Genomic DNA, 16,146 nt, shown 5'->3' with positions numbered 1-16,146 from the left:
GCAGTCGGATTGCAGGACATGGGAACGGCTGCCGTACTCTTGCCGAGCGCCAGAATCTATGTCGCGAAGCAAATCCTGACCATGGACCCTGCCCATCCTCAAGTGGAAGCGGTTGCGGTTGTGAACGACCGTATCGCGGCAGTCGGGACGCTGTCGGAGCTGAAGGCGATGGCTGGCGATCAGCCATTCGAGGTGGACGACACCTTCCGTGACAAGGTGATCATCGCGGGTTTTGTTGAACAGCATGTGCATCCGGTTCTTGCGGGGCTAACCATGCCTTCGGTCGTCATTTCGATCGAGCCGTGGGACACCGTTGACGGCTTTTCCGAACAGGTCCGTGACGAGCCAGGCTACCAGACCCGATTGAAGGAAGCCTTGGCCGCTCACAAGGATCGGACGAAGGTCTTTGTGACCTGGGGCTACCACCACTACTTCCACGGGCAAATGAGCCGCGCGAAGCTCGACCAACTCGCCCCCGATTTCCCGGTCGTCATATGGCATCGCTCTTGCCACGAGTTCTTCCTGAACACAGCAGTGATGCAGCGCTTTGGCATTGACGACTCGTTCTTCGCCACGTTTACGCCGAGCGAGGCTGCCCAGTCCGATATGGAGAAGGGGCACTTCTACGAACAGGGAGCGCTCAAAGTGCTTCAGCGCCTCGGTCCAGCCGTCGCCACGCCCGAGCGGCTACGTGAGGGGCTGGAGTTCACGGTGCGCTATTACCATCGCAACGGCATCACGACCTGTTGCGAGCCTGGAGGGTTTTACTCGAAACCCCTTCAGGAAGCGATCAATGCCGTCTACTCGAACGACGAGACACCCTTCAACCACTACTTCATCGGCGACGGAAAGACGTTTGCCGCCATGGAGCGCCACGATCCGGCTGCCATGGTGGCAATGGCCGAAACTGTGCTTGATTGGGGTCGCGGTCGAACGCGATACATGCCAAAGCAGATCAAGTTCCTGATCGATGGCGCGATCTATAGCCAACTCATGCAGATGAAAGACGGCTATACCGACGGACATGCTGGCGCGTGGATCATGGACCCGGATGTCTTCCATTACGCGTTCCAGACCTTCTGGGACGAGGACTACCAGATTCATGTCCACTGCAATGGAGACGCCGGCATGGACGTGTTGCTCGGCAACCTGGAGGAGGCGCAGCGACGCAGGCCGCGCTTTGATCACCGCACGACCATCGTGCATTTTGGATTTTCCACGAAGGACCAGGTGATCCGCGCCGCACGGCTGGGTGCCATTGTCAGCGCCAATCCGTATTACGTGACCGCTCTGGCGGGACGCTACGCCGAAGTGGGCATCGGTCCGCAACGCTCGGCGCGGATCGTCCCGCTCGCGGACGCAAAGAGCGCTGGCATGTCCATCTCGTTCCATTCCGACATGCCAATGGCCCCGGCCAAGCCCCTTCAACTTGTGTGGTCTGCGATTACCCGGACAACTGCCGAAGGCAAGGTGGCGGGTCCGGATCAGGTCGTGGACATCGATACCGCGTTGAAGGCCATCACGATCGACGCTGCATACTCGATCCGTCTGGAGAACGAGATTGGCTCGATCACGCCTGGTAAACTCGCCAATTTCACCATTCTCGAACAGAACCCTTATGAGGTGGCACCAAAGGAGCTCGCAGGGATTAAGGTTTGGGGCACGGTACTTGAAGGACGTATCCAACAGGTCGATCGATCTGACGACAGGACAGAGTATCGGAATGAACCTAAATTCCGGCACGGCCACCAGCGACGTTGGGCCTTCAGAACGAAAGCCGATACTGGCCGTGGAGTTGCTGCAGTCAGTGCGGGCGGCGAGGATCACGCCTGCGGCCCTGGTGATGCGCTTCGCTCCACTCTTTCGAACATTTTGTCGAATGCCCTGACAAAAGCAGGATAGCCGAGTTTCATCCACGCCAGGCTGCGAATGTTGTTGGTAATCCTCCGTTGGATTCGAGCGAACGTTCTACAATCACCCATGTGTTCGAGCACGCCACACGCTGATCCGAAAGGTGCCGTCAAAACGCCGCTTACGACCAACCGCCAAGGTTGGCTAGAGCGCGATTTCGATTTGCGGCGGTGTCCAGCGTCCGTCAAGCGCTTCCGCCTTGGGCAGGTAGAGTCTCATGACGGCATAGAAGCCATCGCTGGGGGCTGGAAGCCAGTTTGATTCCAGCTCCGAACCCGGGCTTTCGTGCTGCAGGTAGAGAACGATCTCTCCCTTGTCGTTTTTCTCGAGCCCAGAGAGCATCGGCGAGTTGATCAGGTAGCGATCAATGGAGTTGTCGACGAGGAATTGTTTTGGTCGGTCATACATGGTCAGCGACCAGAAGGCATCGACCGGCGGCAGTGTTTCCAGCGTAAAGGTCAACCTGTACTTTCCTGTCACACCGTCAAGCGGTGCCTTCTTTGCATCGAAGGCGTAGATGACGTAGAGCGCCTCCTGCACGGAGTTGCCGTAAATCCCTCCTTGCGCGGCCGCGGCGCGAACCATGTAGCGCCCCTTCATGAACTCGGGCGTGCCGAAGAGTTTGGACGAATCCGTCAGCCGGCCCGCTTCGTCGCGAATCTCCTTTTCCGTTGAGATCGCCATCCCATTCATCACGGCGACCGTGTCGGGAGGCGTATCTGCACCCGGCCACGTCTCTCCCTGGTAGATACCGAGCTTGGCGAGGTTTTCCCGTTGCGCCTCGTCGCCCGGATAGGGGGGAGCGAACTGAAGCAGGAAGGCAGCGAGCGACCAATAATCGGAAACCATCTTTTCATCGGAGATCGGGAGCCAGTCGATCGATGGAGGGGCATCAGGAACCGGCGTGCGGGCATAGGCCGACAACAGCGCGGCCTTGTAGCCCGACTGAATCGTCTTCACCTTGTCCAGGTCAGAGGGTGAAAAGAGTTGCGTCCTGATGATGCCGATGGCGAGCGTGGTCGGCATCTCGATGACGCGCTTGATGCCCTTCGGTACATCACCCTTCCAGCCTGGGCCGGTGATCAGAAAATCGCCACCGTCATTGCCGTCGACCCGTGTGCCCGGGTAGTCGACGTTGTTGGTGTAAAGGTCGATGAGCTGCAGCGAGTAATAGCGGTCCTTCTCGATCGGCGGCATCGTCACGACGACGGGTTCCGCCCTCAGATCGAAGACGATGAAGGAATAGGGCGTATCCGAGTTCGGCGTGATGATGGCCGTGTCCTTGGGCGTATAGACCCTGGCGATACTGGCCAGCGTGTTGAGCGGCCCCTTGTATTGGTTGCCGCCCGGCTCCAGGGCATATTGATACATGGTGAGATAGTTCTTCACTAGCGGATAGGTGTAGATGTACGCCTCGCGCGCCGAAGCTTTAACAGCGTCCTGTGCGAAGGACGGAATGGAAGGGACCGCCATCAGTGCAACGGTGCCTGCAAGAAAGCTCCGTCGCTTCATTTCAATTCCTCCGCGACAGGAAACTTCCAGCGTCCATCGAGAATGTTCGCCTCGGGTCTGTAAAGGCGAACCATGTAGTTCCATCCCTCCGGCGTCGGCAAGCAGTTGGCAGTCTTGCCGTCGCAGCCGCCGAACTGGACAGTCACACCGCCGTCGGCGTCCTTGGCAGCGGTGAGATTGTTGATCGTGTAGGCATTCAACGCGTTCGGCTCGTAAAATCCCTTGGCGTTGTAGATGCTGATTGACCAGAAGCCCTTGACCGGCACGTCCGCGACCTTGACGCCATAGACGGTCTTGCCGTCGTTCTTGGCCACCGTGCGGTTCAGATACAGGGCATCCTCTTCAGGGTTGCCGCCCCAAGCCAAAGCCGAGCCGATGAAATGGCGAACCGGATCGACCTGATCCTTCGCACCGAACATCCCACGCGTATCCGGTAGCGGCTCGCCTAGCTGCAGAATGATTGCACGGGTCTTGTCGCGGCTGGCGCTATCCCAGTCGGGAATCTCGAACTTGCCGGGGCCGCCAGGCTGTTCTGCCGTTATCTTGTCCTGCAGTTCCTGCACCGTCTTCATGTCCTTGGGGTCCTCAGGATTCACCAGGATGCGGATGCCCGGAAAGACATAGCGCGTTCCGATCTCCTCACGGGAGAAGGTATAGGTGCCGGGCTTATAGTGGACGCCGTGCGTATAATGATCCTGATCGAAGACCTGCATCGACATAAAGCGCCCACCGGTATCGGGCAGCGTGATCGTCACCGGACCGGCATCGAGATCGAACACGGCCGAGGAATAAAGTGTGTCGCGGTTCATGCGGATGATGGCCTGCTTGTCCAGCGGCGTCATCTCGCGATCATGGCCAAATTTGCCGAAGCGTCCGCGGGCAGCCACGGCTGAAAAATACAGATCGCTCTCCGCGCGGATGAAATTGTCGCTGTCGACCTGTACCGGTTCGGCAGCAGCGGGATGTGTAGCGACCAACGCCGCGATGGCGATCGCCGACACACTCAATCTGGCAAGAAGCATGGAAGTCCTCCAAAGTTCACTACACAGCGCCGCCGGCCAAGCCTTCCTGGACACGCACAACACTAGTGAAGCCACTATTGCAGTCATCAACAATGGTGACGACCTTGCATACTCGGCTGTGTGAAATTGTCCGAAACCGTACAATCTACAAAATTTTAGATTGGGATATCGTCAATCTGGATTCTCCGCCTTTAGCTTTTAAAACCTATACTCGCGTTAGCAAACACACGCTATTCGGATTTTGACATGCTGGATTTAACGCGAGAGAAGGCGGAAAAGGTCATGCGTGCAGGGCCCTGGCTCGCGAGTATCGCGGAGCCGTTCCCGTCTGATCTACTACGTCATGCACGGTTGCAGCGGTTCGGGCCTGATCAGATCATTTACCGCTATGGCGATCCGAGTGGCGGAATGTATGGGCTTGTTGCCGGCTCCCTTACCATCAATTCTGCACCGCCTGACGCAACGCCCCGTCTGATCCATCTCGGCGTTCCGGGCGCATGGACTGGAGAAGGTCCCTTTTTAACCGGTCAGCCGCGCAGGATCGAACTGAAAGCCCTGGGGGACGCCTGGATGATGCATGTGCCACTCGATGCCCTGCAGCAAATGGAGGCACGTGATCCTTCAGTATTGCGTGCGGTGGGACTGAATACCGTATTTACTGTCGACGCGCTTATCCGGATCGTTCACGACCTGCAAAAGCGCAGCGTGGGACGACGAATAGCGTCGGTGCTTCAACGGGCGGGGTGGCTTGGCGACTTGCCTATCCCATTGTCTCAAAGCGCGCTTGGAATCATGGCGAATGCTTCGCGGCAGCAGGTGAACATGGCCATGCGACGTTTTGCTGTGGCAGGTTGGGTGACCTATAATTATCGTTCTGTCACCGTCATCAATCCCCAAGCGCTCGGACAGTTCGCCGAAGGCGACGGAACTGAGTAAGGGCCAGGAATATCTGGACGCTGGTTCGCGCGGAGGCTGTAAAGATTGGATAGGAAGTCGAATGACCGTTTTCAATGTTCATGCGGCTGATCGCTGACAGTCCGCTTCCGGCCCCGTTCCGGACAAGGGGGGCTCTTGCTTCTTACCGGGCGGCTGCCAACCGAATCCCGGACGATCTTCGGCACGTGGTGGTGACCGGCATCCTTGTGTCGGGCAAAGCGGCGAAGCGTCCTGCAGGTTGTAGAGAAGCGACCGGCATGATCTAGTTCGCGCCGTCTCTTGCGCTCCGGATGTCTGATATGAACGACGATGACGTGAAATTCTTCGAGTTCCGGAAGGAGGGCAGAACCTACCTGACTTCCGTTTTTACGCATGGATCGATCAACCCCGAACGACGTCGCAACGTCCGCTGGGTTCTCGAAGGAACCGATCAGGTCCTGCTTGGGGAGATCGAAGGCGCGTTATGTCTGCGCCTTACAGGGGAGAAGCGAAAGACGCAGGTGACGGCTCTTGTCAGTCAGGACGATGGCGGCACACGGCGCGTCACGTTGCAGACGTTCCAAAACCGTGCTGGCGACTGGTATCGCGGATACGAAGAGCATTCCTTCACCTTCAGAGCGGGCGAATTCGCACGGCTCGTTTCATTTTTGGAAAGCATCCACTTCATCGATCGGTCGAACGAGGGGCGCTTCGACATCCGCGATATCTCCGTCGGCCACGGATCGAAGATTATCACCGACGCTGCGGATGAGGCGCTTCTTGCCCGGATCAAAGGCCTGGATCACAAGGAGCGGGAACACCTCCTTCGGGGCATACAGGCGGACCTCAGCCAGGCCGAAATCAATCTTCTGCTCGGACGTCGGCAAGGAATCGAGGAGTTCGAACGCCAACTCGGTGCCGACCGATGGACTGAGTCCGACTGGCAGAGCTTCTTCGAGCGGCAAAGTTGGGTGTTTGGCTACGGGCTCGATTACCGGATAATGCGCCCCTTCGACCGCGAGATGGTGGTCGGCGCAGGCGGAACGGACGATCGCGACAGACCCACCGTCGACTACCTCATGAACTTCACCGACTACTCCGTCCTCGTCGAGATCAAGCGTCCCGACACTCCGATCTTTCAACAGCGTCGCTCCGGTCGCGCTGGCACTTGGAGGTTCAGCAACGAGTTCATGGATGCAGTTTCACAGGTACTCGAACAGAAAGCTGAATGGCTCGTGCAGGCTCACACTGGACAGAACTATGACAAGTCCGGCGACCGTCGCCTCACCGCCAGAACCCGCGATCCGAAAGCGATCCTGGTCATGGGGCGCCGTCGCGACATTGAAGGTGATGGGAGCACCCGCGACGCCGAGGTGCGGCGCGACACGTTCGAGCTATTCCGGCGGGACACCCGTAACCTGGATATCGTAACCTTCGACGAGCTTCTCGACCGTGGGAAATTTATTACTAGAGACTGATACCAGATGACGCTCCGCCCCATTTCGCGCCAAGCCGCGCATTGCCCGATACCGAAAGCGCGGAGAACCTGTGAAGAAGACTACGACAATGATCGATAGCAACCTATTCCCGCAATGGATGCCCGCTTGGCTTTCGGAATCCGGTACGGACAAACTCGCCCGGGAGATATCCGGATACTTCAGGCTGCGTCTTCAGTCAGTCCCGGCACGGAATGGCGGCCGAGCCGCCACAGAGGTGATACGGCCGGTCGCGCTCGCCAGCCGGAACTGGGCGAATGGGACGCCGCCGACCAATATCGATGACCGCTCGACGATCGCAGAAGTGATTTGGACGAACGCCAAGACCTACGCATCGGTGTGCGGGTGGAAGCGTTGGCTGCTTTTGGAGGCGGCCCTGCAGGATGCGATGCAGACGAGAGATCTTCTGTTCACAGCATCGGTGCTCCGCACGATGCTCGAAGAGCTCAGTTGGCTGCACGCGCTCGATCTTGATCAGAATAAAGTGCGCGCCCTAGCGGTGTCCGCTGAAGAGGCGGACTCCGTCCGCATCAAGCATTTCATGCTGGCGACTTGGGTGTTGATGGGCGAATTTACCCGCGAGAGCATCCTCGCTGGCACCGACTTTCCCAAGGCGCCCGTCGACTTGCTCAGCGATCGGGCGCTGAGGGCCAAGCGCGCCCTCAATACCTTTGTCCACCCCAACTATGGCAGTCACATCGCCGCTATCTATCCGGAGGGGCAGGAAGCAGCGCGCGCGGTTCTTGAGGCGACGGCTGCCATATATGAGAGCTTCTACGCACTTCGGCATGCACACGTTGCGCCGCCGGCTGCGCCCTTCTCAGGAGGCACATTAGGCAGCGGCGATTTATTGGACCAGTTCGAACATCGCGGCCTAGCGGACGCGATGCGTGCGCTCGACGCCATATCCCCCGTGAACCCGATTGAGACGAAAGAATTGATCGATCGCCTTCGGCACGAATCTCTTGTGAATGATCTGTCCGATCCCATGCTCGCCGAGCTTCTTTCCGGCTTGCCGCGTGAGCCGGATATGAAGAGCGGAGTCCAAGGTTTCCGCATCTGGGCGGGTGCCAATTCCACAGATGTTCTATCGATGGCAGCGGCTCGGCGATCGGAGCAAGCACTCAATGATCGGTTTCCGGCGGGCACGCCGGAACGGTCCGACGAAAGCGGCTGGCTGGCCTTCAACCTCGCATCCCTTGAACTTGCGATCGCTGCCGCCGACCTGAAGCAGCGTGCGTTCCGAACCCAGGTTGTGAGACAGCTCGTCAGGGGTAACCCGATCGGGATCTGGCTGGCTGCGCGCGGCACGATCGAAAATCACGCAGTCATGCTGTGGCTTCCGAAGGTCTTGTCCGAGACCATGGACACCATGACGCTCGATGTCGCGGCCGGACCGCACTTGTCCCAAGTTGCGGACCGATTGGCCCGCGCCTTAGCCGAGTTTCTAACGACGGGTGCAACAACGAGCGGCGTGGCACGATCTTGGTCGCTCGATCCGGTCACCGGCCGACCCCGCGCTCGGATATCTCTTTCCACCGTGGTGAGCAGAGCGTTTTCCGACGACGATTTCTGGGTAAAGCAGTATGATTTTGGTTCGGCAGTGATGCACGGGCGCACTTATCGAAACGGTCCAATTGCGAATGATCTGGATCATATCGTCGGGGGGGCTCGGGCACAGGGCCTGCTTATATTGGGTAAGCTGATCGCCGAGGAAATCCGGACAGCAGCGGCCAGTGTCGCGCAGACAATACGACTGCGACATGGTGCCGAGCTTGGTCCGGTCGCTTCTGTCGTGGGCAGTTCGCGCTGGTCGTGGGGCTGGGATGGCTGCGCGCTCGTTGCGGGCCGGGATTATACGGGTTCGGGCACTATGGATGAACCCTACATCATGGCGCCTCACATCGGCTTCCACGTCGGAAGCAGAGCTTTGGCCGGGCAGGATCTGGGTTCAGAGGTGCTGGAGATTCTCAATCCTTCTCGCACGGAGGGTTGCATGCTCGAGTTCGGGCCAGACGGTCTTTTTTACGATGTGTGGAGATACGCCGGTCGAGAATGCTGGATCCGAGTGCCGTTCTACCGAGACCCGAGCATCTTACAGACTTGAGCGTCATCACCCTGGCGGATTGGCGGAGAGTTGGCGGTGAACGTCTGCTTCACCAGCCCCTCAGCCCGAAACCTGCCGGTCTGGAAACGGCCCCAAATCGGCCAGCGCTCCGTGCGGGGTGCGCGATGCCGCTTGGCGGGTTTTCAACGATATCGAGTGCTAAACTGTGATGGGATGCCGACGGGCTCATGCCGACCGGGGGAGGTATTCGTTGCCTTCTTGGTCGGAAAATCGGCCCAGCCTCCGCAAACCGGCACCCATCTGACTGACATTGGACTAGCCTTACTGCACGAATCCTTCGGACCGGCAATGGATTCGCAACAGCGCTCCGAAGCTAGTCCGGCTTCTTAGTATTCCACTTCTTCAGTGTTTCTCGGCGTTTCCCCTGGGACACGATCTTGCGTCCGACTTTGGCCGGCTTGAATCCCTCCTTTGACAACGCCTCGCCAAACGCTTCGTTGACGTCTCTTCTCTCCCCGATCGGCCCAATGTCGCCGGCTTTGCTTGCATCGTTCTTTCCATCTTGTGGCATGCCAAGCTCCCATATCGGTAGTGCGCTGTCGCGGGGTCCCCCGCGTTCGATCTTTACGGAACGATGGTTGACCGCCTCCGTAGCCAGGGCGACTACGCGATCGGGCTCCTCGGCGAGCATTGCAAAGGCTCGATCATATTGCGCCCAGACTATCTCATTCGCTTCCCTCTCGAGCCATTCAGGCAATCCTTTCTCGGCCAGTTCCTCAACCGGGGCGACAAAGACCGGCTTCGAGCCGAGTCCGTAGCTGCCGACCATACGCCGAGCTATCGATGAAGCCCGCTCGACATCACTGCCAATCACGCCGCCTGATCCGGCTGACCGATCACCGAACACCACTGCCTCTGCCGCCATGCCGGCCATGGTCACCGCGATGCGATTGCGGAGACTCGTCTCCGTGGGGAGATGGTCTTCCGTCAGCTCGTAGGAAGTCAGTCCGCCAAGGTATGCCGTAGCCGATGCGTCAAAGGAGTCCTTGACCTCGATCGTGGCACTCGTCGCGTACCCGGTCGCGAGCGCGAGCAACGCATGACCGGCCTCATGGACGGCGAGCCGGAGGACCACTTCCGGCGTATAACGAATCCTATCCGGAAGCTGGCCCCTCAGATCCCGGAGCTCCAGCTCTCGATCTTCGGCTCGTGCGCTTCTTCGTGCATCGCGCACGAGCTGCTCCAAATCAGAACCGGACTTGCCGTCCAGATCGTCGGTTATCTCCGCCAAGGATTCAAGGGGCACACTTCCATCCACGTGGTAGTTCAGGATCTCGGCTCGTGTGACTTTGTCCGGAAGCGTCAGCTTGAAATGCTGTTCCAGCCGACCGGCACGCTTGACTGCCGGGTCGATGCACTCCGGATAGTTCGTGGCGCCAATCACAATGACGCCCTCGCCAAGACTGGATAGAAGGCTCAGAAAATCGTTCAGCACGATCCGCCAGTATCGATTGTTGCTGTCGCCATCCGACTTGGCCGATCGCGTGCCGATGCTGTCGATTTCGTCAATGAAGAGGACAGCGCCTCTACCATCGTTCGCATCCTCGAAGCAGCTCTTCATCGCCTGCAGGGTGTCATCGAGATGTCCCGCCGACTGCCATTCTCCGACGGTCGTGCTGATGAGCCTCATGCCCAATGCTTTCGCAAGTGCGGATGCAAAGAACGTCTTGCCTGTACCCGGAGGGCCGGAGAGAAGCGCGCTGCTGCGGACCTGCTGCCACGGTAACGCGTCTCCTCGCCACCGCGCGACGTCCGAACGAAGGCTTGCGGCCCAGATCTTCGCTTCTTCGTATCCCGGCAGCTCGAAGAGGCTCGGGCCTGCTATGTCCGGGCGTTCCAGATCGTCCAGTACGGCAACCTCCCGATTTCCGAAATCCCTTTTGTGAATTGCCGCAACCACGATGCTCTGCGATTTACTGCCGAGCAACAGAGCATGCTCTTCGGAAATCGGAGGCCTTCCGAAAAGACGGCGCGTAGCATGAATGTGCGATGCGGACGGAGGCTCCACGAACATTAGCGCCAAGGCAGCGAAGCGGACGTCCTTCGGAACCTCATCGACGTTACGGGCGATCAGGACCGCCAGCCCGTGAAGGCCGAACACCGTTATGACCTCGTGTGGCTTGTTCTTCCTCTTGGGGGGATTGGCAAGGCGTATCTCAGCTTGCGGCGCCCACTCCTCGCGATCGGCGCCAATGAGGTCATGGGCGGCGAGCTCATAGTCCTGCGCGCGATATCCCGCAGGAACCACGAAGATCACGAACCCACCGGAAACCGAACGCGGTTGGCCGGCTACTATCAACGCTGTGCGCAGCCCCCGGTAGGCGAGGTATCTGGACGGATCCTTGACCAGCCTGCGGAAGCGGTCGCGGGTGTCTCTCCTTCTCATCAGTGCCCCCCATGCCCGGAGCCACCCAGCCGGTACCAGCGGTTCATGGTCAGCGCGAGCCCGAGTTGCGGATCAAGGAAGAAGAGTTGGCTCGTGACAACCTTGTTCCCGTCGGGCAGACGGGGATGGCCATGAACCACTCCGCTGAGAGCGTGGGCCCAACCGAGGACAAGTTTGTGGTCGCTCAGCGTCGGGGCATCGGCAAGGACAGCGGATACATCCAATGTGCCGTCATCAAGCTGTGTGAGATCGTCAAACAATCGCCGGGCTGTGGCCGGGCTGTCGAATCGAAAGGTCAAGGATCCATTCCCTCGTGGTTAGCGTTCGGGGGGCGCTGTAGCACAGATGTGAATGGGCGTCATCACCGGCGCCTTGGGCGTCGTTCATTTTTTTGAATCCTTGGATTTCCCGTCCAAGGAGGCGATCTCAAGTGATGAAAGATTGCTCCACCTCCCGACACGTGCAATCTGACAAGAATGATCGCACCGCCCAATGTCCTCCGCGCCGCACGTGAGTTGCTCGGCTTGAAACAAGTGGAAGCTGCCCAAGCGGCAGGAATCTCTCGGCGAACGATTCAGCGCCTCGAGACAGGTGAGCTGGATCGGACGCGTGCCTCGATCTTGCTTCAGACCTGTTATGAGGACCACGGTATCATGTTCGTTCGACCAGCCAGTGGGCTAGGCTGGGGGCTGATCGATAACTCGCAGGCGAGCAAAGCTGGCCAGCACGAGTTAACCAAAAGCTCCATGTGACCTTACTAAGAGAGATCGCCCTGGCGTCTGCTACACGGACCACGGTCAAAGCCTCACGACTGAAGCAGCGCCCACACAATATGCAGGGAATCGCGTCACGGGAGGGAAATGGGGGGAGTTCGTCGAAATCGTGACCTTCACGAGCGTTGCGATCATCGGCGGGGCCCGAAGATAGGGATCATGCCAGCGGCGCGATGTCTCCGGTTCGAACAGGCCCATCAACACGTCGTGCACGTTACCATTGCGGCGACTGGTGCCGATCATTTCGATTTCGTCGAGATGACGACTGGCCCGGCGCATTTGTGCCGACGCACAGCCATAATCGCAAGGCTCGGCTCGGCCGTTGACCATCTGCGGGGGTCCGCCGATGGCGCTGCCGCGTTTTTGGAGTCGGACTGGCAGTTCAACGACCGTGACGGATGCGAGCAAGCCCCATCCCCGTCCCGGCATCGAGGTTCTGGGCGTCGTCAGCGGCCAGCTAGTTCCGCGGCGCGCGTCTCCATCCAAGGTGGAGTACCACCTGCCTTCGCAGAGGTGGAAGTATATTGTCATCCGGCTCAGGAATCGGGCTCAGTTTCGCCACTAGGCCATCTGTCATTCATCTCTTCGAATTCCTTAATCAGAGAGAGGAACTCAGGCGGCGGAGCAACACAAAGAGTTCGATAGTGTTGCAAGAAGGCCAGCCAGTTCTCTATTTTGCAATGAAGTAAATTAGATGGAATATGTTGAAGCTTTGAAAGCGGAACGCCGTTCCAGTGTATAATTTCGCCTCATCGGGGCCGCTTGCCTATGAGAGCCGTACTGCCGTCCCGTTCCAGCTTACAGTCGGCATCGATGGACGCTTTCCAGGAACTTATCCAGCCAAGGAACATTATGGTATCGAAATTCAAGAAACTCAGCACGTTTAAAGGCGTCATTAAGATTAGGTCGCTGGCTTCGATAGAATAACTGATCCTTTGAATAAACCTGAATAAGTTCATTAAAACGCAAAACTTCCTCCTTCTCAAGGCGAATTGTCATTAATCGTGGTTCTGTGAAATATTGTGTTGGGCGGGTATAAATTACGGTCATGATGGGGGTGGCCGGAAGAACCGTCTTCCGGTGTCCCAAGGCATGCTCATTAGACATGTTCGTGTAAAAGCCATCGCCGAAGATAAATTCCGCCTCGTCAGAAAATGCAATGACATATTTGCCGCCATTAAAATTTCTGGATATAAATTCCATTTTGTTGGAAAGGTTCATGTTAATTAGGTTTTTGTCGGCCTTTGGCTCGGAAAAACCCATCCTCCCCTGATAGTATTCTGTGGTTTTTGCTACCTTGTTTCGATGGCTTGGGCTGCGAACGATCAACGATGCAAGGGTTTTTCCCATCTCCTCCATGAATTGATTTGGAATGCGGTGAGCTTGCAGGCGCTCCGCTAATGGTTGCGCAGCAGACGATCGCCTTGCTTCGTATTTTAGTAGGTCATTAACTAAATATGGGAGCCGAGAGTCAACCGCATCAAACTTGGCCTCGAATGAGAAGGACCACGGGCCATCCAGCTTAACTGCATGGCCGTTAGTGATGCCTCCAAACTGTGCCGGGGGGGATCTAAACTCTTTTCCCTCCGGGGTGATACGGGTGACACAGTCGTCGTCCCCAACCCAAAAGGTAGACAGTCCTTTTGGCCACCAGTGATGTAAGCCAGTTTTGATTGAACCACTCATGAAGCCTCGGTCGTTATCGATACGAACACCTGCAATTCAATATTCAAGAATCGCGCCAGCAAAACTAACGTTTGCGCGCAAGAACTCGACAACGAAGAATTGCATAAAGACAATAATTTAAAAACTCTCTTCGAGAGAGAATTAGTGCTCTTCTGCTACGAAGTACCCAAGATTTTTACGAGTGAAGTTTCTCAAAGAGGACACATTCCTTACGCTTCTCAACATAGCTACGAGCGTTGCCGGCATGGTCAGTTTATGGACGAGCCTGCCGAGCCGATTCAGTGATCAGAGTGTGTGGAACGCCATGGCTCTCTTGCTTAGTGTAGTATGCCTACTGGGGGCGTTGTGGCCTTACAGGCTTGGGGGCAAGCAGGGTGCGCTGCGACATTGAGCCGATGTCGCCACAGCGGTATTGGTTATAGTTGGTACCGGTATTCTGTAACTACCGCCCCGCCTTCCGCCACCCCGCGGCGGCCGCCTGCTCCTCGCTGCAGAACCAGCGCTCGCCCTCGGCGGGGTGGATGCGGATTGCGGTGTAGCGGTCTTCGCCGGGCAGGTAGTAGGTGCGCGTGCCGTCGGCGAGGTCGATGTTGCCCTTGACCTGGCAGTTCTGCACCGCCGCCCGGAAGGCGGCGACGAGACCTGCGTCGCTTAACGTGTCGAAAGCGACGAAAACGGCCCCGACGAGGATCAGGCCGGGAATGGCTGACACAAGCGGCAGGTTGCGACGCCGGTCGCCCTGCCTTTGCTCGGCAAATTTCGGGTGCATCATACGCCCTCCAGCATCGCCCGATCATCGCGCTTCAGGCGTTGCCGGCGGCTTAAGAAAGGCGCTTATTGCAGAATGAAATGATATTCTAAAATTTTAACGAAAGATGACCGCGAACCGTCATGGAGATGCGGTCGCGGTCAGGGCGCTGCCGCGGCCAGCGTGCCGATCGGGATGATCTCTTTGGCATCGGCCGTCCATTCGCCGCCCTGCCAGTCGCCGGCGAAGCGTTCGGCGCGCAGGCCGCATTCCAAAAGCATCGCCTCGATCTTCGCCTTGTCCGTGAACAGGATCCTCGAGGTGGTGGAGAGATGCTTGCCGCCGGCCTTGGCAACATAATGCGTCTCGTAGGCGACGATGCCGGTGCTTTCGTCGTGGGTCATGTCGTTCCAGGCGCGCACCTTGCCGAAACGGGGATCGTCGAGCACGCGCAGCGAGGGCTCGGGCACCCATTCCAGCCATTCGCGCGCGGCCGGGTTGCGCGTATCGAAGACGAACCGGCCTTCGGGGGCAAGGTGCGCTGCGATCGTGCGAAGGGCGGCGCGCTGGTCTTCTTCGGTGAGGAACACCTGGAAGGCGTGGCCGGTCATGACAACGAGATCGAAGGTCTCGCCGAGCCGGATGGTGCGCGCGTCGCCCTCGACGAAACGGACCGATTGCGCACCGGGCTTGGCGCGGGCGATGTCCAGCATGGCAGCGGCCGGATCCACGCCCGTCACCCGGTGGGTTGCGCCGAGGGAGACCGCCAGCGCGCCGGTGCCGCAGCCGAGATCGAGCACCGATGTCGCGTCCCGGGCGAGGCCCGCGCAATAGTCGAGATCGTCGCCCCAGCCGTTGTCGAGGTCGTAGAAGCCGGCGAAGGCGGCATCGTCGAAGAGGCGGTCGAAGGCGGGCATGGGATCTCTCCTTGCTGGCCGGCTCCGGCTTGGCGGGTCGCCTTAAGCGGGAACGCGGGGTGGAAAGCAAAAGGCCGGAGCGGGGCTCCGGCCTTGGCATTCGTCAGGCCTTGGGGGCTGCGTCCAGCACCTTCTCGCAGTGCGAGGGGCCGCCGTTCGGATCCTTGCGGTCGACGACCGGGCGGATCTTGCGGATCTTGTAGTCGGCGTTCACGCCAAGTTCCACCTGGCATGCCCGCCGGTTGATGTAGCCGCCGCGCCAGGTATAGAGCGTCGTGCCGTCGGAACCTGCGATGTCGTTCACCGGCGGGCCGTAGGCGGCGAAGAACTCGCCGGCGGTGCGGCCGATCCAGCGGCTTTCCAGCGGGGTGGTCGCCACGGTCGGGGCGACGGAGGTGCATCCGGTGACGGCAAGCGCGAGGCCTGCCAGAAGGGCGAAGCGGAAGTTCATGACCAAATCCTTGGGCGTTGTGCGGGCGAACCGGCTTCGTGCTCTAGCTCAGCGTTGCAGCGAGGGGAATTGCTTCTTCGACTGGTGGCGGTTGTTAGGCGTATCGCGTCCGCGGGTTTGGCCGAATTGCAACACTTTCACTCAACCGGCGCGTTCAAGAACGCCGCAGCACGTGCGGGAGGCAGGCGCTTGCTTGCCTAA

General features: G+C 58.7%; 14 protein-coding genes. 5 read left to right on the top strand and 9 right to left on the bottom strand.

Going from position 1 to position 16,146, the window contains the following annotated elements:
• Positions 1-18 precede the first annotated feature (18 nt).
• Positions 19-1,902 carry an amidohydrolase gene (locus HV823_RS20240; RefSeq protein WP_176951559.1) on the top strand — a complete coding sequence of 628 codons (1,884 nt, stop codon included), beginning with the start codon at positions 19-21 and terminating at the stop codon, positions 1,900-1,902.
• 153 nt (positions 1,903-2,055) lie between these two features.
• On the opposite strand, the gene HV823_RS20235 is transcribed toward HV823_RS20240, so the two are convergent.
• Both HV823_RS20235 and HV823_RS20230 read right to left on the bottom strand, forming a co-directional pair.
• The gene (locus HV823_RS20235; protein ID WP_176951558.1) at positions 2,056-3,423 is read right to left on the bottom strand and encodes a DUF1254 domain-containing protein; all 1,368 of its coding nucleotides are present in this window, start codon (positions 3,421-3,423) and stop codon (positions 2,056-2,058) included.
• Positions 3,420-4,445 carry a DUF1254 domain-containing protein gene (locus HV823_RS20230; RefSeq protein WP_176951557.1) on the bottom strand — a complete coding sequence of 342 codons (1,026 nt, stop codon included), beginning with the start codon at positions 4,443-4,445 and terminating at the stop codon, positions 3,420-3,422. Before HV823_RS20230 ends, HV823_RS20235 begins: the two co-directional genes overlap by 4 nt.
• 246 nt (positions 4,446-4,691) lie before the next feature.
• Here HV823_RS20230 and HV823_RS20225 point away from each other — a divergent pair, with 246 nt between their 5' ends.
• The 3 genes from HV823_RS20225 (at position 4,692) to HV823_RS20215 (ending at position 8,963) form a co-directional block, all read left to right on the top strand.
• A complete protein-coding gene (locus tag HV823_RS20225) occupies positions 4,692-5,381 on the top strand; it encodes a Crp/Fnr family transcriptional regulator (protein ID WP_176951556.1) in 690 nt (229 codons plus the stop codon).
• A 299-nt stretch (positions 5,382-5,680) separates the two neighbouring features.
• Complete coding sequence (locus HV823_RS20220) at positions 5,681-6,838, top strand: Shedu immune nuclease family protein (protein ID WP_176951555.1); 1,158 nt, start codon at positions 5,681-5,683, stop codon at positions 6,836-6,838.
• Positions 6,839-6,926: 88 nt separating this feature from the next.
• A complete protein-coding gene (locus HV823_RS20215) occupies positions 6,927-8,963 on the top strand; it encodes a hypothetical protein (protein ID WP_176951554.1) in 2,037 nt (678 codons plus the stop codon).
• Between the two features lie 334 nt (positions 8,964-9,297).
• On the opposite strand, the gene HV823_RS20210 is transcribed toward HV823_RS20215, so the two are convergent.
• Complete coding sequence (locus tag HV823_RS20210; RefSeq protein ID WP_176951553.1) at positions 9,298-11,370, bottom strand: AAA family ATPase; 2,073 nt, start codon at positions 11,368-11,370, stop codon at positions 9,298-9,300.
• Positions 11,370-11,669 (bottom strand): DUF6634 family protein, encoded by a 300-nt coding sequence (locus tag HV823_RS20205; RefSeq protein WP_176951552.1) that lies wholly within the window; start codon positions 11,667-11,669, stop codon positions 11,370-11,372. Before HV823_RS20205 ends, HV823_RS20210 begins: the two co-directional genes overlap by 1 nt.
• A gap of 177 nt (positions 11,670-11,846) precedes the next feature.
• Between HV823_RS20205 and HV823_RS27375 the strand changes: the two genes are divergently transcribed.
• A complete protein-coding gene (locus HV823_RS27375) occupies positions 11,847-12,122 on the top strand; it encodes a helix-turn-helix transcriptional regulator (protein ID WP_176951551.1) in 276 nt (91 codons plus the stop codon).
• Between the two features lie 45 nt (positions 12,123-12,167).
• On the opposite strand, the gene HV823_RS20195 is transcribed toward HV823_RS27375, so the two are convergent.
• The 5 genes from HV823_RS20195 to HV823_RS20175 form a co-directional block, all read right to left on the bottom strand.
• Positions 12,168-12,551 (bottom strand): hypothetical protein, encoded by a 384-nt coding sequence (locus HV823_RS20195; protein ID WP_176951550.1) that lies wholly within the window; start codon positions 12,549-12,551, stop codon positions 12,168-12,170.
• A gap of 390 nt (positions 12,552-12,941) precedes the next feature.
• Positions 12,942-13,829 (bottom strand): hypothetical protein, encoded by an 888-nt coding sequence (locus HV823_RS20190; RefSeq protein WP_176951549.1) that lies wholly within the window; start codon positions 13,827-13,829, stop codon positions 12,942-12,944.
• 442 nt (positions 13,830-14,271) lie between these two features.
• Positions 14,272-14,598: a sunset domain-containing protein gene (locus HV823_RS20185; RefSeq protein WP_176951548.1), complete on the bottom strand. Its 327-nt coding sequence runs from the start codon at positions 14,596-14,598 to the stop codon at positions 14,272-14,274.
• A gap of 140 nt (positions 14,599-14,738) precedes the next feature.
• Positions 14,739-15,494, bottom strand: a complete 756-nt coding sequence (locus tag HV823_RS20180) for a class I SAM-dependent methyltransferase (RefSeq protein WP_176951547.1) — start codon at positions 15,492-15,494, stop codon at positions 14,739-14,741.
• Between the two features lie 103 nt (positions 15,495-15,597).
• Positions 15,598-15,945, bottom strand: a complete 348-nt coding sequence (locus HV823_RS20175) for a hypothetical protein (RefSeq protein WP_176951546.1) — start codon at positions 15,943-15,945, stop codon at positions 15,598-15,600.
• Positions 15,946-16,146 lie beyond the last annotated feature (201 nt).

The sequence above is a fragment of the Mycoplana rhizolycopersici genome (assembly GCF_013378445.1).
GTDB lineage: Bacteria > Pseudomonadota > Alphaproteobacteria > Rhizobiales > Rhizobiaceae > Mycoplana > Mycoplana rhizolycopersici.
This window is presented reverse-complemented; position numbering and strand designations above follow the sequence as displayed.